Annotated in this window: 19 protein-coding genes; 3 read left to right on the top strand and 16 right to left on the bottom strand. The window is 73.0% G+C overall.

The genetic code is table 11. The annotated features are described in order from the left end of the window. Positions 1-77: 77 nt before the first annotated feature. Positions 78-800: a 3'-5' exonuclease gene (locus ACVV2G_RS10060; protein WP_453842277.1), complete on the top strand. Its 723-nt coding sequence runs from the start codon at positions 78-80 to the stop codon at positions 798-800. A gap of 31 nt (positions 801-831) precedes the next feature. On the opposite strand, the gene ACVV2G_RS10055 is transcribed toward ACVV2G_RS10060, so the two are convergent. Continuing rightward, positions 832-1,695 (bottom strand): phosphotransferase enzyme family protein, encoded by an 864-nt coding sequence (locus ACVV2G_RS10055; protein ID WP_453842276.1) that lies wholly within the window; start codon positions 1,693-1,695, stop codon positions 832-834. A gap of 376 nt (positions 1,696-2,071) precedes the next feature. Between ACVV2G_RS10055 and mgt the strand changes: the two genes are divergently transcribed. Next, the gene (gene mgt / locus ACVV2G_RS10050) at positions 2,072-3,274 is read left to right on the top strand and encodes a macrolide-inactivating glycosyltransferase (protein WP_453842275.1); all 1,203 of its coding nucleotides are present in this window, start codon (positions 2,072-2,074) and stop codon (positions 3,272-3,274) included. A 123-nt stretch (positions 3,275-3,397) separates the two neighbouring features. Here the strand turns inward: mgt and ACVV2G_RS10045 are convergent, their stop codons facing one another. Continuing rightward, a complete protein-coding gene (locus ACVV2G_RS10045) occupies positions 3,398-5,701 on the bottom strand; it encodes an MMPL family transporter (RefSeq protein WP_453842274.1) in 2,304 nt (767 codons plus the stop codon). 374 nt (positions 5,702-6,075) lie between these two features. Here ACVV2G_RS10045 and ACVV2G_RS10040 point away from each other — a divergent pair, with 374 nt between their 5' ends. Next, entirely contained in the window at positions 6,076-6,627 is a 552-nt protein-coding gene (locus ACVV2G_RS10040; RefSeq protein WP_453842273.1) for a DUF1697 domain-containing protein, read from the top strand. Positions 6,628-6,851: 224 nt separating this feature from the next. On the opposite strand, the gene ACVV2G_RS10035 is transcribed toward ACVV2G_RS10040, so the two are convergent. The 14 genes from ACVV2G_RS10035 to ACVV2G_RS09970 all read right to left on the bottom strand — a co-directional run bounded on the left by ACVV2G_RS10035 (position 6,852) and on the right by ACVV2G_RS09970 (position 20,150). Beyond that, entirely contained in the window at positions 6,852-7,634 is a 783-nt protein-coding gene (locus tag ACVV2G_RS10035) for a sirohydrochlorin chelatase (protein WP_453842272.1), read from the bottom strand. An 8-nt stretch (positions 7,635-7,642) separates the two neighbouring features. Continuing rightward, complete coding sequence (locus tag ACVV2G_RS10030; protein WP_453842271.1) at positions 7,643-8,569, bottom strand: ABC transporter permease; 927 nt, start codon at positions 8,567-8,569, stop codon at positions 7,643-7,645. Continuing rightward, on the bottom strand, positions 8,556-9,350 hold the full coding sequence (locus ACVV2G_RS10025; RefSeq protein WP_453842270.1) for an ABC transporter ATP-binding protein: 795 nt from the start codon (positions 9,348-9,350) through the stop codon (positions 8,556-8,558). Before ACVV2G_RS10025 ends, ACVV2G_RS10030 begins: the two co-directional genes overlap by 14 nt. Positions 9,351-9,384: 34 nt before the next feature. Beyond that, positions 9,385-10,488 carry an aliphatic sulfonate ABC transporter substrate-binding protein gene (locus ACVV2G_RS10020; protein WP_453842269.1) on the bottom strand — a complete coding sequence of 368 codons (1,104 nt, stop codon included), beginning with the start codon at positions 10,486-10,488 and terminating at the stop codon, positions 9,385-9,387. 222 nt (positions 10,489-10,710) lie between these two features. Further along, positions 10,711-12,066, bottom strand: a complete 1,356-nt coding sequence (locus ACVV2G_RS10015) for a sulfate adenylyltransferase subunit 1 (RefSeq protein WP_453842268.1) — start codon at positions 12,064-12,066, stop codon at positions 10,711-10,713. 2 nt (positions 12,067-12,068) lie between these two features. Then, positions 12,069-13,007, bottom strand: a complete 939-nt coding sequence (gene cysD, locus ACVV2G_RS10010; protein ID WP_453842267.1) for a sulfate adenylyltransferase subunit CysD — start codon at positions 13,005-13,007, stop codon at positions 12,069-12,071. Then, positions 13,004-13,582 (bottom strand): adenylyl-sulfate kinase, encoded by a 579-nt coding sequence (gene cysC / locus ACVV2G_RS10005; RefSeq protein ID WP_453842266.1) that lies wholly within the window; start codon positions 13,580-13,582, stop codon positions 13,004-13,006. Before cysC ends, cysD begins: the two co-directional genes overlap by 4 nt. 1 nt (position 13,583) lies before the next feature. After that, complete coding sequence (locus tag ACVV2G_RS10000; protein WP_453842265.1) at positions 13,584-14,294, bottom strand: phosphoadenylyl-sulfate reductase; 711 nt, start codon at positions 14,292-14,294, stop codon at positions 13,584-13,586. Then, positions 14,291-14,470, bottom strand: a complete 180-nt coding sequence (locus tag ACVV2G_RS09995) for a hypothetical protein (RefSeq protein WP_453842264.1) — start codon at positions 14,468-14,470, stop codon at positions 14,291-14,293. Before ACVV2G_RS09995 ends, ACVV2G_RS10000 begins: the two co-directional genes overlap by 4 nt. Then, positions 14,467-16,164, bottom strand: coding sequence for a sulfite reductase SirA (sirA, locus tag ACVV2G_RS09990; RefSeq protein ID WP_453842263.1), 1,698 nt, complete (start codon positions 16,162-16,164; stop codon positions 14,467-14,469). The genes ACVV2G_RS09995 and sirA overlap by 4 nt, the downstream gene beginning before the upstream one ends. Before the next feature lie 128 nt (positions 16,165-16,292). Next, positions 16,293-16,376, bottom strand: coding sequence for a putative leader peptide (locus ACVV2G_RS09985; RefSeq protein WP_351391960.1), 84 nt, complete (start codon positions 16,374-16,376; stop codon positions 16,293-16,295). 115 nt (positions 16,377-16,491) lie between these two features. Further along, on the bottom strand, positions 16,492-17,064 hold the full coding sequence (locus ACVV2G_RS09980) for a GNAT family N-acetyltransferase (RefSeq protein WP_453842262.1): 573 nt from the start codon (positions 17,062-17,064) through the stop codon (positions 16,492-16,494). A gap of 100 nt (positions 17,065-17,164) precedes the next feature. Then, positions 17,165-18,472, bottom strand: a complete 1,308-nt coding sequence (locus tag ACVV2G_RS09975) for a hypothetical protein (protein ID WP_453842261.1) — start codon at positions 18,470-18,472, stop codon at positions 17,165-17,167. A 388-nt stretch (positions 18,473-18,860) separates the two neighbouring features. Further along, complete coding sequence (locus ACVV2G_RS09970; protein ID WP_453842260.1) at positions 18,861-20,150, bottom strand: GAF domain-containing protein; 1,290 nt, start codon at positions 20,148-20,150, stop codon at positions 18,861-18,863. Positions 20,151-20,380 lie beyond the last annotated feature (230 nt).

The following is a 20,380-nucleotide window of genomic DNA, read 5'->3' as shown; positions in this document are numbered from 1 at the left end:
CGCTCCTCTCGTTGTCAGTGGCCCGTGCGAAGGTGGAGACCACTGGGGGAACGCACCACCGAGAAGGGGGACCGCCCATGGGCTGGCACCGGGAGCCGCTGATCGGCTTCGACCTGGAGACGACGGGCACCGACCCGTGCGAGGCGCGCATCGTCACGGGAGCCGTGATCGAGGTCGTGGGCGGGGAGCCGCGCGGACGCCGGGAGTGGCTGGCCGACCCCGGCGTGGAGATCCCGCCCGACGCGGTGGCGGTGCACGGCGTCAGCAACGAGCGGGCGGCGGCCGAGGGCCGCCCCGCCGACCAGGTCGCGGACGCCATCGCCGGCGTGCTCGCCGCCTACTGGAAGACGGGCGTCCCGGTCGTGGCCTACAACGCGGCCTTCGACCTCACCCTCCTCTCCGCCGAACTGCGGCGCCACGGACTGCCGTCCCTGCGCGACCGGCTGGGCGGTGCGGACCCCGCCCCCGTCATCGACCCGTACACCATCGACCGTTCCGTCGACCGCTACCGCCGCGGCAAGCGCAACCTGGAAGCGGTCTGCCGGGAGTACGGCGTCCCGCTCGACGCCGCCCACGACGCCACGGCCGACGCCCTCGCCGCGGCCCGGCTGGCCTGCGCGATAGCCGGCCGCCACCCCAAGGTCGCGACCCTGGGCCCGGCGGACCTGCACCACCGCCAGATCGAGTGGTACGCCGAGTGGGCGGCGGACTTCCAGAGCTTCCTGCGCCGCAAGGGCGACGCCACGGCCGTCGTCGACGGCAGATGGCCGCTGCGCGAACCGGCCGCCGAGCGGGTCTGACCCGGCCCCGTCCCGGGCGGGCGACGCGGCGTCAGAACGGGTGCCAGCGCACCGTCGGGTCGCCGTCCCGCAGCGACGCCACCCGGCGTTCGAACTCGGCCAGCGCCTTCGGGTTGCCCGGCGCGTGCTGAGCCACCCACGCGCAACTGGCCGTCTCCCGCGCACCGCGCAGCACCGCGCAGCCGTCCCACTCCCGCACGTCCCAGCCGTAGGTGCCGGTGAAGCCGTCGTACGCCGCGGCGGGCAGCCCGTAGCGGTCCCGGCTGAGCGCCATCACCACCAGATCGTGCTCGCGCAGGTCGGTGGAGAAGGTCTCCAGGTCGACCAAAACCGGCCCGTCGGGGCCGACGTGCACGTTGCGGGGCAGCGCGTCCCCGTGGATCGGGCCCCGCGGCAGACGGGGGGTGAGTGCGGCGGCGGCCGTCGCGAAGCCGTCCCGGCGCTCGCGCAGGTAGGCGGCGTCCGCGGGGTCGATCACCTCGCCCGCCAGTCGCAGCCAGCGTTCCACGCCGCCCAGCAGGTCGCGGGGCGGCAACGCGAAGGAGGGGGAGGGCAGCGCGTGGACCAGCCGGAGCAGCGCGGCCACGTCCCGCGGCTCGCTGGGCCGCACCGGGTCGGGCAACCGCCGCCACAGCGTCACCGGGTGCCCGTCGACGAACAGCGCCGCGGGGTCGGCCGCCCGCACCGCCGGCACACCGGCCTCCTCCAGCCACACCGCGACGGCCAGTTCCCGGCGCGCCCGGTCCAGGAGTTCGGCGTCGCGGCCGACCTTGACCGCGAGGTCACCGGCGACGAACACCGCGTTCTCACCGAGGGCGAGCAACCGCGCCCTTCGCGCCGGGCCGGGCAGCACCCCCGCCGCGGCCAGCACCTCCCGAGCCCGTGCCTCGTCCATCGTCCCGTGCCTCCGTGTTCCTGGTGCCGTGTTCCTAATGCCCGCCGGATCCGTCGTGGCGGTCGGGTCCCATGGTGTCCGCCGGGTTTGCCGGATCCGTCGTGTCCGCCGGGTCCCGCCGTCCGCCGGGTCTGCCGGATCCGTCGTGTCCGCCGGGTCCCGCCGTCCGTCGGCCAGTGTCGCATTCACACAGGTGGGAGCGCGGGCGCGGCCTCTCGGCGGGGCACGGCGCCCTCACGACGATGACCAGGCGCGTCCCGGCCGGGCGAAGAGCCCGGCCATGGGCCGCACGGGCCCACGCAGGGGGTCGGCACCCTGAACGTCCCGGACCTGAAAATACTTGCACGAGACGTATCGTCTCGCCTACTGTGTCCGCATGACCGCTCCCGCTCACATCGCCATGTTCTCCATCGCCGCGCACGGCCACGTGAACCCCAGCCTGGAGGTGATCCGTGAACTCGTCGCGCGAGGGCACCGGGTGACGTACGCGATCCCGCCGCTCTTCGCGGAGAAGGTCGCCGGGACGGGCGCCGAACCCAAGCTCTGGAACAGCACGCTGCCCGGCCCCGACGCCGACCCGGAGGCGTGGGGGACCACGCTGCTGGACAACGTCGAGCCGTTCCTCGACGACGCGATCCAGGCCCTCCCGCAGCTCGTCGAGGCGTACGAGGGCGACGAGCCGGACCTGGTCCTGCACGACATCACCTCGTACCCGGCCCGCGTCCTCGCCCATCGCTGGGGCGTCCCCGCCGTCTCGCTCTCGCCGAACCTGGTCGCCTGGGAGGGGTACGAGCAGGAGGTCGGCGAGCCGATGTGGGAGGAGCCGCTCAAGACCGTGCGGGGCCAGGCGTACTACGCCCGTTTCCACGCCTGGCTGGAGGAGAACGGGATCACCGAGCACCCCGACCCGTTCGTCGGCCGCCCCGCCCGTTCCCTGGTGCTGATCCCGAAGGCGCTCCAGCCGAACGCCGACCGGGTCGACGAGAAGGCGTACACCTTCGTCGGCGCCTGCCAGGGAGACCGTGCCGCCGAGGGCGACTGGCAGCGTCCCGACGGCGCGGAGAAGGTCGTCCTCGTCTCGCTCGGGTCCTCCTTCACCAAGCAGCCGGCGTTCTACCGGGAGTGCGTCAAGGCCTTCGGCGAGCTGCCCGGCTGGCACGTGGTGCTCCAGGTCGGCCGGCACGTCGGCGCCCCCGAGCTGGGCGACGTACCGGACCACGTGGAGGTCCGTTCGTGGGTGCCGCAGCTGGCGGTCCTCAGGCAGGCCGACCTGTTCGTCACCCACGCGGGCGCGGGCGGCAGCCAGGAGGGCCTCGCCACCGCCACGCCGATGATCGCCGTACCGCAGGCCGTGGACCAGTTCGGCAACGCGGACATGCTCCAGGGGCTCGGCGTCGCCCGCCACCTGCCCACCGAGGAGGCCACCGCCGACGCACTGCGCACCGCGGCCCTCGCCCTGGTCGACGACCCGGAGGTGGCACGGCGGCTGGAGGAGATCCAGGCCCGGATGGCCCGGGAGGGCGGCACCCGGCGGGCCGCCGACCTGATCGAGGCGGAGCTGGCGGCGGTGAAGGCGTGACCGCACCGCCGGTGGAGGCGTGACCGCACCGCCGGTGGAGGCTCGACCGCACCGCCGGTGAGGAGGCGCGAAGGGCCCGTCGGTTCCCCCGAACCGACGGGCCCTCCCCGCGTACCGGGACACTCAGACCCCGACCCGCTCGCCCCGCTCCCCGCGCTCGCCCTCGTCGTTCCGGTGCGTCGGCACGATCGCCTCGGGCGTCTCGTCGTGGGTGAGGTCGGGCAGCCGGTGCAGCCACTTCGGCAGGTACCAGTTGCGTTCGCCGAGCAGGGCCCTCACGGCCGGCAGCAGGACGCCCCGGATGACCGTCGCGTCGATCAGCACCACCGCCGCCAGGCCCACCCCCATCTGCTTCATGGACTGCATGGACAGCGTGCCGAAGATGGCGAACACGGCGACCATGATGACGGCGGCGCTGGTGACGACGCCGGCCGTGGTGACCACATCGTGCCGGATCGCGTCCCCGGTGGTCCGCCCGCGCAGCCGGGCCTCGCGGATCCGGGACACCACGAACACGTGGTAGTCCATCGACAGGCCGAACAGGATCACGAAGAGGAACAGCGGCAGCCAGGAGATGATGGCGCCCACGCCCTCCGCGCCCACCAGCGAGGCGCCCCACCCGTGCTGGAAGACGGCGACCAGGATGCCGTAGGCCGCGCCCACCGACAGCAGGTTGAGCACGATGGAGGTGAGCGCGATCGTGAGCGAGCGGAACGACAGCAGCATCAGCACGAAGGCGAAGATCACCACGAACACGAAGACCGGGAGGACCGATCCGACGAGCTGGTCGTTGAAGTCCTTCGAGCCGGCGACCTGCCCGGTGATCGGCGCCTCGACCCCGTCGACCTTGCCGAGCGTCGCCGGCCGCACCTCGTCGCGCAGCTTGTCCAGGCTCTCGCCCGCCTCGTCCAGGTCGGAGCCGCCGACCAGCGGGACGTACACCAGGGCCACGTTCTGCTCGTCGTGCGTCACGACGTGGACCGGCCCGCGCGAGGCACCGGAACCGACCGCCCGCTCGCGGAAGGCGGCGAGCGCCTCCCTCACCTCGGGCGCGTTGATGTCGTCGGCCTTCACGACCACCTCGGCCGGGTCGGAACCGCCGGGGAAGGCCTCGTCGGCCCGGTTGTACGTCTGCACGACGGGCAGCGAGGCGCCGAACTCCTGGTCCAGCGTGAAGTTCTGCGTCTTCATGCCGAGGGCGGGGGCGGCGACGGCCAGCAGCGCGCCGGTCGCCACGGCGGCGGCGAGCAGCGGCTTGGCGAGCACGCGGTCCAGAACGGCCGTCCAGAACCGGCTGCCCTCCCCGCCACCGTTCCCGCGGTGCCTGCGCAGGAACGGCACGCGGCCCTTCTCCACCCGCTCACCCAGCAGGGACAGCAGCGCGGGCAGCACCGTCACCGAGCCGACCATGGCGACCGCGACCACCATCAGCGAGGCAAGACCCATCGCCTCGAACTCGGCGATACCCGTGAACAGCATGCCCGCCATCGCCGCGCACACCGTGACACCGGAGACGACGATCGCCCGGCCGCTGGTGGCGGCGGCGATCCGCAGGGCCGTCCGCGCGTCCCGCCCGGCGGCCCGTTCCTCGCGTTCGCGGCGCAGGTAGAACAGGCAGTAGTCGACGCCCACGGCCAGACCGACCAGCAGCATCACGGAGTTGGCGGTCTCGCTCATCGGCTGGAAGTGGCTGACCAGCCCCATCAGGCCCATCGTCGCCATGATCGCGGTGATCGCGGTGATCGCGGTGATCGCGGTGATCGCCAGCGCCACCGGGACCGGCGCCGCCACCAGCGCGCCGAACGCGACGAGCAGGATGCCGAGGGCCACCGGCACCGCGGAGTACTCGGCCTTCTTGAAGTCGTCGCCGAACGCGTCGTCGAACGTCTTCATCATGCTGGCGCCGCCGATCTCCTCGATCCGCAGCGAGCCGTGCTTCTCCTGGACGCCCGCGACGGCCTTCAGCACCGGTTCGACCCGCTCGCCCGCGGTGTCCGACGCGCCGCGCACGTCGAACTGCACCAGCGCGCTGCGGCCGTCCTCCGAGATCGTCCTCGTGTCGTACGGGGACGTCACGCCCGTGACCTCACCGGTGCCCTCCACCGCCGCCATCACCGCGGTCACCGCGGTCACCGCGGCACGGAACTCGGCGTCCGTGGCCTTCGTCCCGTCGTCCTTCGCCTGGACCAGGACACTCTCTCCGGCCGGCTCCTCGATCCCGGCGTCCTCGATGATCTTCGCGGCGGTGTGCGTCTCACCCCCCGGCTGGTCGCTGTCCTTGACGTCGACCCGGCCGGCCGCCGAACCGAGCCCCATCGCCAGGACGACGAACAGCACCCAGATCCCGACGGCCGCCCATCGGTGCCGTGCGCTCCAGCCACCGGCCCGGGCGGCTATGCCCCGCACCCGTGTTTCTCCGTTCCGCATGACGGGCCAGCCCCCTCGTGAGAGGTGGCAGCCCCCGCCGCCACCTTCCGTTTCGAAGGTAGGGGCCGGACAAGGCCGTCTCGTCGTGCTCTCCGGTGACCCGCGGCGGCACCGGGGCATCCCCCTGTACCGCCGTTCCTCACCGCTGAGGAGGACGCGGGCCCCTACATCTGTCGGGGTGGCTCGGGGGAGCCGGTCAGGGTGCGGTGCACGCACCGCGCCCTTCCGCAGAGTTGTTGAATAAGTCACAGGTACGCGTAGTGGTTGAAGCGCGCGCCCCGCATCGGAGAGAGTGGCGCGCACGTCCGCCCGGCACGCGGGCACGGCCGTCGTGCCCACCCCCACGGGGCACGACGGCCCCTTATGGTGTGCGCATGACGACGATGTACGCGGCGCTGCTGCGCGGAATCAACGTGGGCGGCGCGAGGAAAGTCCCCATGGCGGAACTGCGCACGCTCCTGGAGAGCCTCGGCCACGAACGCGTGAGCACCTACCTCCAGAGCGGACAGGCCGTGTTCGCGTCCGGCCGTCGCGACGAGGATGGCCTGGCGGCCGAGTTGGCCCTGGCGATCGAGAAGCACTTCGGCTTCACGGCGGACGTGATCGTGCGCGACCACGCCTACCTGAGGGACGTCGCCGAGGCGTGCCCGTTCCCCGCCGCCGAACTGGAGGCCAAGCAGGTGCACGTCACCTACTTCTCCGCGCCGGCCGACGCCGGACGCTTCGAGGCGATCGACCGAAGGGACTTCCTCCCGGAGGAGTTCCGCCTCGGAGACCGGGCCCTGTACCTGTACGTCCCGGACGGCCTCGGCCGCTCGCAACTCGCCGACGCCCTCGCCAGGCCCCGCGTCAACAAGGGCCTGATCGCCACCACCCGCAACTGGAACACCGTCGCCAAGCTCGTGGAGCTGACCCGCCCCTCCTAGTCCGCGAGCCCGGTACGACCCGCGCGGGAGGGCGCCGTGCACGCCCCTCGCCGCACCGCCCCTGACCCGAGCACGTCCAGCGACGGGACCGGGAGCCGGCACTCCCGGTACCGGCGCCGGGAGCCGGCACACCCGGGGCACGGCACACACCCCGGGGCACGCGTCCGGCACCGCGAGGCCCGCCCACCCGGCGGACGACGCGCGTGCGCCGTCCGCGCCCGGGGTCAGGCCCCGACCGCCGCCAGCACCGGCACCCGGGCCTCGTCGTACCGCTCCAGCACCACCCGCGCCACCTCCGGCGAGGGGCCGAGGACGTCCGCCAGCACGTCCGCCCCGTCCGCGCCCCGCGCGATGCGGTCCGGCAGGAAACCGGGGGCCAGGACGTACGGTGCCACGGCGACGCGTGCGCAGCCCAGTTCCCGCAGCTCGCGCACCGCGTCCTCGGTGCGCGGAAGGGATGCGGAGGCGAACGCAGGCCGCACGGCGCACCAACCGGTGTGCCGCCACTCCCGCGCGATTGCTGCGATCACTGCGATCGCCTCCGGGTCGGAGGACCCCGCCGAGGCCAGCACGACCCCGGTCGAGGACTTGTCGGCGGGCGTGAGGCCCGCCTCGTACAGGCGCCGTTCGAGCGCCGACAGCAGCAGCGGAGAGGGCCCGAGCACCTCCGTCTGCCGGATCCTGAGGCGCGGCGGCGCGTCCGCGAGGACCGCCGGGATGTCGGCCTTGGCGTGGAAGGCGCGGGTCAGCAGCAGCGGCAGTGCCACCACCTCCCGCACCCCCTCCCGTCGCCCGCCGCCCCTGCCGCCGGGCGCTGCGCACCGCGCCTCCTCCGCCAGGGACTCCAGAACGGCCTGCACCGAGGGCACGTTGAAGTCCAGGAAGCCGGTCTCCACCCGCAGGTCCGGGCGCAGTGCCTGGACCCGGCGGACCAGGGCGTGCACGGTCGCGGCGTGGCGGGGGTCGCGGCTGCCGTGGGCGACGACCAGAAGGACCGGTGCGGACATGGGGGCCGTCAGCTCCTCACCAGCAGACCGCGGCTGCGCAGCACCCACCGCTCCAGCGGGCTGAAGATCAGCAGGTCGATGGCGATGCCGACGACGAGGATCAGCAGGATGGCCTCGAAGACCATCGCCATGTCGCTGGCGTTGCGGCCGTTCTCCAGCAACTGGCCGAGGCCCACCCCGAGGTCGGGGAAGGACGCGATGATCTCCGCGGCCATCAGCGACCGCCAGGAGAACGCCCAGCCCTGCTTCAGCCCCGCCACGTAGCCGGGCAGCGCGGCCGGCAGCACGACGTGCCAGGTGCCCTTCAGCCCCGTCGCGCCCAGCGTGCGGCCCGCGCGGAGGAACAGCGGGGACACCTGGTCGACACCGGAGACCAGGCCGTTGGCGATGGAGGGCACCGCGCCGAGCAGGATCACGGCGTACATCATCGAGTTGTTCAGACCCAGCCAGATCACGGCCGGCGGCACCCAGGCCACGGACGGCAGCGACTGGAGGCCGGACAGGATCGGTCCGATCGCCGCGCGCACGAACGTGACCCGGGCCACCAGCAGCCCCAGCGGGGTGCCGATCAGCAGCGCCAGCACGAAGCCGGACAGACCGCGCGAGACGCTGGTCCAGATGTAGCCGAGCAGTTCGCCCTGGAGCCAGGCCCGGTGGACCACGTCCCAGACGTCGGACGGGGCGGGCAGCTTGGTCGGATCGTCGACGATGCCGAAGGAGACGAGTCCCTGCCACACCGCCAGCACCAGCAGCACGGCGACGGCCGGCGGCAGGATCTTCTCGACGAAGGTCTGCCGGAAGGGCGTGCGGCCCTGCTGCACCGTCTCCAGCGCGTCCAGGCCCGCCTCCAGACCGGCGAGGTCGCCGCGGTCGTCGGCGCTCCCGTCCCCGCCGCCCCCGTCCTTCGCGGAGCGCGTCGTGTCAGTGCTGGCCATGGCGGCGGATCTCCCCACGCAGTTCTTCGGTGATCTCGACGGACAGTTCCGCCACGGCGGTGTCCTCGATGCGGCGCGGGTGCGGGATGCCGACCGTCCACTGGCGCGCGACGCGCCCGGGGCGCGACGACAGCAGCACCACGCGCTCGGCGAGCCGGACCGCCTCGCGCACGTTGTGCGTCACGAACAGGACGGACAGCCGCGTCTCGCGCCAGATCCGGGTCAGCTCGTCGTGGAGCACGTCCCGGGTGATGGCGTCCAGTGCCGCGAACGGCTCGTCCATCAGCAGCAGCCTGCTCTCCTGGGCGAGCGCCCGGGCCATCGCCACCCGCTGGCGCATGCCGCCCGACAGCTCGTGCACCCGCTTGCCGTGGGCGCCCTTCAGCCGGACGAGTTCGAGCAGCTCGTCCGCCTTGTCGCGGCGCTCGGACCTGGGCACGCCCCGCAGCTTCAGGGCGAGTTCGATGTTCTTGCCCGCGGTCAGCCACGGGAAGAGGGCGTGCTCCTGGAACATCAGGGCCGGCCGCCCGTCCGTGGAGATCGTGCCGGCGCTGGGCCGGTCCAGCCCCGCCACCAGGTTCAGCAGCGTCGACTTGCCGCAGCCGGAGGCCCCGAGGAGGGTGACGAACTCGCCGGGCGCGACATCGAGGGTGATGTCGTCCAGCACGAGCTGCCGCCCGGCGGGGCCGGCGAACGACTTGGATACGTGTGCGATCCGGGCGGCGTGCGGGGCCGTCTCGGTGCTCTCGTCGGCCTTGGCGAGGGTCGTGGTCGTGGCCATGGTCGTCACCTCCTGGGAACGGTCGGGATCGGGCTTACTTCACGCCGAGGCCGGCGTCGTCGACCGCGGGCTCGCCCTTGGCCCGGAGGACCTTGTTGAGCAGGGTGAGGTCGTAGATGCCGGTCAGGTCGGGCTGGTCCAGCAGGCCGGCCTCGACGGCGTGGTCCGCCTGGGCGTCGAGGGTGGCGGCCAGCGGGTCGTCGGTGAGCCGGATCGACTGCCACGCCGGGTCCAGGACGTCGGCCGGCAGCGCCTTGCCGGTGTCCTGCTCCAGCTGCTCGTTCGCCGCGGCCTTGGCCTCGTCCGGGTGGGCCTCGATCCACTCGTTGGTGTCCACCGAGGCCTTCAGCACCGCCTCGACGGCCTTCGGGTGCTCTTCGAGGAACTCCTGCGACACGATGATGTTCGTGGTCACGAACGCCTCGTCCGGCCACAGCGCCGACTCCTCCAGCAGCACCTCGCCGCCCTGGGCGACCAGCTGCGAAGCGGTCGGCTCCGGCACCCACGCGCCGTCCACGGAACCGGACGCGAAGGCGCCGGGGGTGACCTTGTTGTCGCTGCGGACGACCGTGACGTCGCCCCTGCCGCTCTGCGCGTCGACCTTCCAGCCCTGCTCGGCCACCCAGTCGAGGAAGGCGACGTCCTGCGTGTTGCCGAGCTGCGGGGTCGCGATGCGCTTGCCCTTGACGTCCTGCAACGACGTGATCTTCTCCGGGTTCACCACCAGCTTCACGCCGCCGGAGGCGGAACCGCCGATGATCCGCAGGTTCCTGCCGTCCGACTTGGCGTAGCCGTTGATCGCCGGGGACGGGCCGATCCAGCCGATGTCGATGGAGCCGGAGTTCAGCGCCTCGATCTCGGACGGGCCCGCGTTGAACACCGCGTACGTGGCCTCGGTGGCGCCCAGCTCCTTCTGGAAGAAGCCCTTCTGGTTCCCGACCAGGGCGGTCGCGTGGGTGACGTTGCCGAAGTAGCCGATCCGGACGGAGTCGAGACCGTCGGTCTTCTCGGCCCCGGCGGCGATCTCCACGCCCCCGACGTCCTTGGCCTGGGAGCCGTACCCGCAGCCGGCGAGGGCCAGCAGCGGCAGGGCGGCGAGGACCGCCAGGGTACGGCGCAGGGCGGTGGTGGCTGGCACGGGAGGTGTTCCTCTCGTAGGCCCGGCGGTCACGGTCTCTCAGGCCGCGGCCGGGAGTCCGGCGGGTGTGCGTCTACGGCGGTGGGGGTGCGGGCGCGCGAGCGGTGCGCGTGCGTCACCGTCCGCATCGCCCGACGCCGCCCTGCCCGCTGCCGAGGGCACCGCTGCCGACACGGCCGCCCTCCTTCGCGAACGTGGAGTAGAAGTCGGGGGAGCCCATGCTCAGAAGTCCCACCCGTCGTCGTCCGCCTCGTTCTTGACTGGTTCCGGCGCGGCGAAGGACTCGCCGGCCATGCCGGCGGTGAGCGTGGTGCCGTCGCTCGGGTCGATCAGGATGAACGATCCGGTGCGGCGGGAGTCGGCGTAGGAGTCGGCGGGCAGCGGCTCAGCGGTACGGATCTTCACCCGGCCGATGTCGTTCGCGACGAGCTGCCCGGGGTGCGGGTGCAGGGACAGGTCGTCCAGCGTGAGCCGGGCCGGGATGTCCTTCACGATCGCCTTGACCGTGCGGGTGCCGTGCTTGATGAGCACGCGGTGGCCCACGGTGAGCGGCGCGTCGGCGACGTGGCAGACCGTGGCCTCGACGTCCTGGGTGGTGGCCGGGGCGTCCTTGCTGGGCACGATCAGGTCGCCGCGCGAGACGTCGATGTCGTCCTCCAGCAGCAGCGTCACCGACTGCGGCGTCCAGGCGGCATCGACCGGCTCGCCCAGCAGGTCGATGCCGGACACCTTCGAGGTGCGGCCCGACGGCAGCACGGTCACCTGGTCGCCGATGCGGAAGGTGCCGGCGGCGATCTGGCCCGCGTAGCCGCGGTAGTCGGGGTGCTCGGTGGTCTGCGGCCGGATCACGTACTGCACGGGCAGCCGGGCGTGGCAGTGCGCCAGGTCGTGGCTGACCGGCACGGTCTCCAGGTGCTCCAGCACGGTCGGGCCGCCGTACCAGTCCATGACCGCCGACGGCTCCACCACGTTGTCGCCCGCGAGCGCGGAGATCGGGATCGCGGTGACCTCCGGGACGCCCAGTTCCAGCGCGTACGCCGTGAACTCCTCGGCGATGGCGGCGAACACCGGCTCCCGGTAGTCGACCAGGTCCATCTTGTTGACGGCGAGGACGACGTGCGGGACCCGCAGCAGGGCGGCGATCGCGGCGTGCCGGCGGGTCTGCTCGACCACGCCGTTGCGGGCGTCGACCAGGATCACCGTCAGCTCGGCCGTGGACGCGCCGGTGACCATGTTCCGGGTGTACTGCACGTGCCCCGGGGTGTCGGCCAGGATGAACCGGCGGCGCGGTGTGGCGAAGTAACGGTACGCCACGTCGATGGTGATGCCCTGCTCGCGCTCGGCCCTGAGGCCGTCGGTGAGCAGCGCGAGGTCCGGGGCCTCCTGGCCCCGGCTCGCGGAGGCGCGCTCGACGGCCTCCAGCTGGTCGGTGAGGATCGACTTGGAGTCGTGCAGCAGCCGGCCCACCAGAGTGGACTTGCCGTCGTCGACGGACCCGGCGGTGGCGAACCGCAGCAGGGTGGACTCCGACAGCTGCTCGACCGACAGCGGCTCGGTGGGTTCGGTGGTGCTGGTCATGGCTAGAAGTACCCCTCGCGCTTGCGGTCTTCCATCGCGGCCTCGGACATCTTGTCGTCGGCGCGTGTGGCGCCGCGCTCGGTGAGCCGGGAGGCGGCGATCTCGGCGATCACCTTCTCGATGCCGTCGGCGTCGGAGTCGACGGCGCCGGTGCAGGACATGTCGCCGACGGTGCGGTAGCGGACCCGCCGCTTCTCCACCGACTCGCCGTCCTTCGGGCCGCCCCACTCGCCGGCGGTCAGCCACATGCCGCCGCGCGCGAAGACCTCGCGCTCGTGGGCGTAGTAGATCTGCGGCAGCTCGATGCCCTCGCGGGCGATGTACTGCCACACGTCCAGCTCGGTCCAGTTGGAGAGCGGGAAGACGCGGACGTGCTCGCCGGGGGCGTGCCGGCCGTTGTACAGGTTCCACAGCTCCGGCCGCTGGCGGCGCGGGTCCCACTGGGAGAACTCGTCGCGCAGCGAGAACACCCGCTCCTTGGCGCGGGCCTTCTCCTCGTCGCGGCGCCCGCCGCCGAAGACCGCGTCGAACCGCTCCGCCTGGATCTTCTCGGTCAGCGGCAGCGTCTGCAGCGGGTTGCGGGTGCCGTCCGGACGCTCCTTCAGCACACCCCGGTCGATGTAGTCCTGCACGGAGGCGACGTGCAGGCGCAGCCCGTGCCGCTCCACCGTGCGGTCGCGGTACTCCAGGACCTCGGGGAAGTTGTGGCCGGTGTCCACGTGCAGCAGCGAGAACGGCACGGCCGCCGGGGTGAACGCCTTCAGCGCCAGGTGCAGCATGACGATGGAGTCCTTGCCGCCGGAGAAGAGGATCACCGGCCGCTCGAACTCGCCCGCCACCTCGCGGAAGATGTGCACCGCCTCGGATTCGAGGGCGTCGAGGTGGGAGAGGGTGTACGGGTTCGCCGTACCCTCCTCCACCGCTGCGGCGGTCGTCGTCATGCCAGTCCCCTTTCGGTGAGCAGGGCGTGGACCGCCGCGGCGGACTCCTGGACGGTCTGGTCCTGCGACTCGATGCGCAGGTCGGGCTTGACGGGCTCCTCGTACGGGTCGTCGACCCCGGTGAGCCCTGTCAGCTCGCCCGCGGCCTGCTTGGCGTACAGGCCCTTCACGTCGCGCACCGAGCACACCTCGACCGGCGTCGCCACGTGCACCTCCACGTACGCCGTGCCGTTCGCCTCGTGGCGTTCGCGCACCGCGTCCCGGCTGTCCGCGTACGGGGCGATGACCGGCACCAGCGCGGTGACGCCGTTGCGGGCGAGCAGTTCGGCGACGAAGCCGATGCGCTGCACGTTGGTGTGCCGGTCCGCGCGGCTGAAGCCGAGGCCCCGCGAGAGGAACTCGCGGATCTCGTCGCCGTCGAGGAGTTCGACGCGGCGGCCCTCCTCGCGCAGGCGCCCGGCCAGCTCGTGGGCGATGGTGGTCTTGCCGGCGCTGGGCAGCCCCGTGAGCCAGACGGTGGCTCCGGTCGTCACGTGGTTCTCCCTGGGTCTCGATGGTCCGGTGGTCGTCGTCATGTCAGCCGTGCAGTCCGCACTCGGTCTTGGAGCGGCCCGTCCAGCGTCCGGCGCGGGTGTCCTCGCCCTCCAGCACACGACGGGTGCAGGGCGCGCAGCCCACGGAGGCATAGCCGTCCATCAGCAGCGGGTTGGTGAGGACTCCGTGCTCGGCGACGTACGTTTGCACATCTTCCTGTGACCACCTCGCGATGGGGGAGACCTTCACCTTCCGCCGCTTCTCGTCCCAGCCGACGACCGGCGTGTCCACCCGGGTCGCGGACTCGTCGCGGCGCAGGCCGGTCGCCCAGGCCTGGTAGCCCTTCAGGCCCTCCTCCAGCGGCTTCACCTTGCGCAGCGCGCAGCACAGGTCGGGATCGCGCTCGTGCAGCCTCGGCCCGTACTCGGCGTCCTGCTCGGCGACCGACTGCCGCGGGGTGAGTGTGATGACGTTCACGTCCATCACGGCCTCCACCGCGTCCCGGGTGCCGATGGTCTCCTCGAAGTGGTAGCCGGTGTCGAGGAACACCACGTCCACGCCGGGCAGCGCCCGGGAGGCGAGGTGGGCGACGACCGCGTCCTCCATGGAGGAGGTGACGCAGAAGCGGCCGCCGAAGGTGTCGGCCGCCCACCGGAGGATCTCCAGCGCGGAGGCGTCCTCCAGGTCGCGGCCCGCCCGCTCGGCGAGTGCCTTGAGTTCCTCGGTCGTGCGCTCTTCCTGAACCGCCGTCATATCGGTTCCCCTCCCGTGGAGTCGGGCTGAAGGCCCCGGGCGAGGAGCCCGAGGAACTTCAACTGGAATGCGCGGTTGCACGCCCCGCATTCCCAGGCGCCGTGACCTTCCCCGTGGGGGCGCAGGTCCTCGTCGCCGCAGTAGGGGCAGTGGAACGGCGCGGCACGCTCGCTCATGACAGGGCCTCCTCGGAGGCGCGGGCCGCCCAGGTGGCGAACCGCTCGCCGTCCTCGCGCTCGGCCCGGTAGCGCTTGAGGACGCGCTCCACGTAGTCCGGCAGCTCCTCGGCCGTGACCTTGAGGCCGCGCACCTTGCGGCCGAAGCCGGGCTCCAGGCCCAGTGCGCCGCCCAGGTGCACCTGGTAGCCCTCGACCTGCTCGCCCCGGTCGTTCAGGACCAGCTGGCCCTTGAGACCGATGTCCGCGGTCTGGATGCGGGCACAGGCGTTCGGGCAGCCGTTGAGGTTGATGGTGAGGGGCTCGTCGAACTCGGGGAGCCGGCGCTCCAGCTCGTCGATGAGCGAGGCGCCCCGCGCCTTGGTCTCGACGATGGCCAGCTTGCAGAACTCGATGCCGGTGCAGGCCATGGTGCCGCGCCGGAAGGTGGAGGGCCGGGCGGTGAGGTCCAGCGCCTCCAGGGACTCGACCAGGGACTCGACCCGGCCCTGCTCGACGTCGAGGATGATCATCTTCTGCTCGACGGTGGTGCGCACCCGGCCCGAGCCGTGCGCTTCCGCGAGGTCGGCGACCTTGGTCAGGATCGTGCCGTCGACCCGGCCGACGCGCGGGGCGAAGCCGACGTAGAAGCGGCCGTCCTTCTGCCGGTGCACGCCGATGTGGTCGCGCCAGCGGCTGGTCGGGTCGGCGGGTGCCGGGCCGTCGGTCAGCTTCCGCTTCAGGTACTCGTCCTCCAGTACCTGGCGGAACTTCTCCGCGCCCCAGTCGGCGACCAGGAACTTCAGGCGGGCGCGGTTGCGCAGCCGCCGGTAGCCGTAGTCGCGGAAGATGGAGATGACGCCCTCGTAGATGTCGGGTACGTCCTCGATCGGCACCCAGGCACCGAGGCGCACGCCCAGCTTGGGGTTGGTGGACAGGCCGCCGCCGACCCACAGGTCGAAGCCCGGCCCGTGCTCGGGGTGCTCGACGCCGACGAAGGCCACGTCGTTGATCTCGTGCACCACGTCCAGCACCGGCGAACCGGAGATGGCGGTCTTGAACTTCCGCGGCAGGTTCGAGTACGCCGGGTTGTTCAGGACCCGGCGCTTCATCTCCTCCAGCGCCGGCGTGCCGTCGATGATCTCGTCCTCGGCGATGCCCGCGACCGGGGAGCCGATCATCACGCGGGGCGTGTCGCCGCAGGCGGTGACCGTGGACAGGCCGACGCCCTCCAGGCGGTCCCAGATCTCGGGCACGTCCTCGATCCGGATCCAGTGGTACTGGACGTTCTGCCGGTCGGTGAGGTCGGCCGTGCCGCGCGCGAACTCCTGCGAGATCTCACCGATGACGCGCAGCTGCGCGGTGGTCAGCGCGCCGCCGTCGACGCGGACGCGCAGCATGAAGTAGCTGTCGTCCAGCTCCTCCGGCTCCAGAACGGCCGTCTTGCCCCCGTCGATGCCCTGCTTGCGCTGGGTGTAGAGCCCCCACCAGCGCATGCGTCCGCGCAGGTCGCTGGGGTCGATCGAGTCGAAACCGCGCTTGGAGTAGATCGTCTCAATGCGTGTCCGTACGTTGAGACCGTCGTCGTCCTTCTTGACCTGCTCGTTGCCGTTGAGCGGGGTGAAGTGACCGGCCGCCCACTGACCCTCGCCGCGGTGACGGCTCACCTTGCGGCGGGGGGTCGCGGCAGCGGGATTCGGCGGCGTGGCGGCCATGGTTGACACGTCCTTCGGGACAGGCGGAAAGCGACTCTGACCTGCGCGTGTGCGCGCACGGGCAGGCATGCGCGTCATTGCGCGGAATGAGGTGAATGCGGGAGATCCGGTGGTGCTGGAGGGTGCTCTCAGCGGACCGGACAGATGGCGCTGGACATGCGGCCGAGGTCGACGTGCCGCCGACTCACCAAGGCAATTCCAGTTCCAGGCATGACGGAAGCCTGGCACGACGATCTGGACACCGTCCAGCTTTGTCCACGATGCAGACACCCTTGTCTCGTACCGCGAGACAAGGGTGGCGTGGGTCACAGGGCGGGCGGCGCCCGGTCAGGCGGGGAACGCTCCCGGCCAGGGGCCCGGGGTGGCGATGTCCGGCTCCTCCTCGACCTTGGTGTCGAAGAGGCGGAAGCCGCGGCGCCGGTAGTTGTCCCTCGCGAACGCGCCGTCCTTGCTGCACGTGTGCAGCCACACCCGCTTGGTCGCGGCCAGCCCCGGCCAGCGGTCCGCCAGGTCCCAGGCGCGGGCGGTGCCGTACGAGAGCAGGTGGCCCCCGATGCGCCGGCCCCGGAAGGCGGGGATCAGGCCGAAGTACTCGATCTCCACGGACCCGTCGTCGCCGGGCGTCAGCTCCACGTATCCGGCGGGCGTGCCGCGGTCGTGGGCGACCCAGGTCTCCACGCCGGGCCGCTCCAGGTGCTCCCGCCACCGCGCGTGACTCCAGCCCAGCCGGTCCGTCCAGCGGACGTCCCCGCCCACCGAGGTGTACAGGAAGCGGCTGAACTCGGGGGAGGGCACCTCGGAGCGGACGATCCGGACGTCCCCCTCCGGTGCGGCGGCCGGCAGCAGGTCGGTCGGCGCCGTCTGCTCCAGGGACCAGGTGGTCACGGCGATGTGGGTCATGCCGGCCAGACAACCATCCGCTCCGCGGATCTGTCGATCCCGGCCCCGCCGTTCCCGGGGTCCGGGGCCCGGGATCAGGGGTCCCGGGGGTCCGGGGGCGTCAGTCGAGCGCGTCCTCGATCGAGGTCAGCGGCAGTGCGAACAGCATGCGGCCCGACTGCGACCACACCTCGCCGGTCCCGGCCCAGTACGACAGGGAGCCGGCCTGCCCGCTCCAGCACCGCTGCGAGCGGTCCGCCCCGCACTCCGTGGCCCGGGCCCCCTCCGTGTCCTGACGCCACAGGGTCCCGCGCCCGTCCTGGCCGCCGGCCGCGCGCCCCAGATACCAGTCGGGGCGTGCCGCGCCGGCCGGGCGGTGCGACAGGACGCCTCCCACCTCGGCCGCGCCGGTCTCGTACGCCTCCACCGCGTCGACGTGTCCCGCGGAGTCGACGGCCGGCAGTCCGGCGCGGGCGGGATCGGCGCTGAGCGCGTAGCGCCACAGCCGGGTGGGGCGGTCGCCGCCGGCGGGCACCCGCTCGCTCGCCACCAGGCTGTCGGGGACGGTGCCGCGGTCCAGGGAGATCGCGGCGGGGCGCGCGGCACCGGAGGTGCCGGAGAGCCGGTACGAGGCGACGGCGGGCAGCACGTACCGGTGGCCGCCCGCGGCCCAGCCCCCGGGCACCCGGCCGACCGCGTCCGCCTCGGTGGTGGCGCGCTGGATCCGGTCCATGTCGTACGCGTAGAGCGCCTCGCGGCCCCCGGAGCCGGTGGTGACCAGCAGTTTGTCCTGGTACCAGACCATGCCGGAGACGGGGGAGGCGAGCCCCCGGTAGTCGTGGCCGCCGTCGACCGGGACGGCGAGCAGGGCCGAGGTGTAGCCGGGGCGGTCGGGGGCGTCCGCGTCGACGAAGGAGACCCGGGCGAGGCCGCCCCCGGGCGTGCCGTCGTCGCGGGTCCACGCGGAGAGCACGACGCGGTGGGCGCCCCAGCGGCCGTCGTCCTCGGCGTCCCCGGAGGTGGTGACCGCGCCGGGCCGCCAGCCCTCGGTGTCGCCCTCGTCCCAGCAGTAGGCGCGGGTGGCCGCGGGGGAGAGGGGCAGCGCGTCCTGCTCCCCGCTCGTACAGTCGGCGGCGTCGCGCAGCGTGTGGTCGGCGGAACCGAGGACGGCGGAGACGTCCACCGGTTCGCCCATCGCGGTGGAGAGGCGGTCGAGCCAGGGGCCCGGCACGCGGTGTTCCGTCAGGCGCAGCGCGTCGGTCCCGGCGGCGGAGGTGAGGGGCCGCAGGGCGCCGGGGTCGTCGGCGACCGTGGCCTGCGAGGCGCTGATCATCGTGGCGGCGCCCGTCAGCGCCAGGGCCGCGCCGGCCAGGGCCGCGCGCAGCGCCCGGCTCCGCCTGCGTCGGCGGTGTCTGCCGCGGTGCTTCATCAAACCTCCACAGGCGCCGGAACAACCGGGCTCGACGGGGGTCGCGTTGACCGAGGAGCGGATGGTGCGGTCCGTAGGGGATGCTACGGCAGACGGACGGGTTCGCGGACGCGGACGAGGCAACTGTGCGGAACCGTGGCGTCTGCGGGGCCGTCCGGGACGCCCGGTGGAACCGGTGGCCACCCGGCGCCGAGGGTGTCCGCGCCGGCCGGGGGAGGGTGCCGGTAGCCGGTAGCCGGTAGCCGGTAGCCGGTAGCCGGTACGGCAGCGGAAGGCGCTCGCGCGGGCGGGCGTGAGGGCGCCCGGGCGGCGCGGCGCGGCCGTGCTGCTGTGATGCCGTCGTGCGCGCTGTCCCCCGTTCCCCGCGCCCTCGGGAGGGCGTCGGTCTTCAGGGCGCCGGAAGCGTGGACCGGTGCGCCGCCACCGCCGGGGCCGCCGAGTGGGGGAGCAGGTCCCGGGGGTCGTCCGGGAGGACGACCTCGACCCCCGCGTGCGTGCAGAAACGATACGGCCGGTGTTCCAGGTAGGCCCCGAGGTACCTCCGCACCCGGGACATCTCGGCCCGTACCGTCACCGTGCGCGCCCGGTCGCCGAACACGTCCTCGGCCAGTCCCGCGGCACTGCGGCCGGCCCGGTGGACGGCCAGCAGGTAGAGCAACTCCGCGTGCCGGGGACTCAGTTCCCGCACCCAGTCCTCAGCGCCCCCCAGCACCCGCACCGACCAGCGGCGCGGCTGCCCGAGGTCCAGCACGATCCGGACGGCACCGCGCGGCACCGGCTCCTCGGCCGCCCGGACCAGCCAGCCCTCGCCCAGCGGCTCCACGGTGCACGCCCCGAGTACCGGCAGCCACCTCGTCCCCGCCGTCGGCGGTTTGGGCAGCACCACCCGCTCCAGGTACGGCATCCCCGTCACCGCCGCCGTCCAGCCGTCCCGGTCCGTGACGAGGGCTCGCCCGTCGAGCCGGGCCAGCACCGGCGCGGCCACCGCCCGCAGCCGCTCCAGCGACCGCACGTGCAGCTCGCGCAGCCGGGCCTCGGCGAGCTTGGCCACCGAGCCGACCCAGGCGAGCGTGGCCGGGTGCATCGTTTCCAGCGGCCCGCTCACGTCCACCACGCCGAGCAGCCGGCCGCTGCGCGGATCGGTGAGGGGCGCACCGGCGCAGGTCCAGGTCGCCTGGGACCGTACGAAGTGTTCGGAGGCGAAGACCTGTACGGGCCGCCGGGTCACCGCCGGCGTCCCCACGCCGTTGGTGCCCACCACCTCCTCCCGCCAGTCCGCCCCGATCTCGAAGCCCAGTCCGTCGGCCTTGCGCAGGACCCGCGCGCTGCCCTCCCGCCACAGCAGACGGCCCTCGTCGTCGGCGACCACCATGATGTGGTCCGCGACGTCCGCGACGGACAGCAGGCCCTCCCGCAGCACCGGCAGCACGTGCCGCAGCGGCGAGGCCTCCCGCCGCCGGCGCACCTCGTCGAGGGGCAGCAGCCCGGAACGGAAGTCGCGCTCCGGGTCGACGCCGCTGCGCAGCATCCGCTCCCAGGACTGCTCGATCACCGGACGCGGCGCCACCGGAGCCCGTCCGCCCGAGAGCCTCGCGGAGCGGACCTCGCTGAGCATCCGCGCCGCACGCGCCGTGTCGACGACGGCGAACCGCGTCACGTCCGTCGGCGAGAGCGCCACTGGTCCCCGTCCTCCCGAAAGCCCGATGTCCGGTCCGATACCGACTGCCCGCCCCCGACCGCCGGACACCGTCCGCACACGGCCGGAAACGAGTTGCAACCCCCTGCAACCCTGGTGACCGGCCCCGGCCGGTGTCCACACTGGAGCCACGTCGCCCCGAGCGGCGTACACACGGCCCGCACGGGCCCGTGGGGCGGGGGTGGTGCCGTGTCGGCGCAGCACCACCCCCG

The sequence above is a fragment of the Streptomyces sp. JK94 genome, from assembly GCF_053613315.1.
The sequence above is the reverse complement of the archived record's forward strand: the minus strand, read 5'-3'. Positions and strand labels throughout refer to the sequence as shown.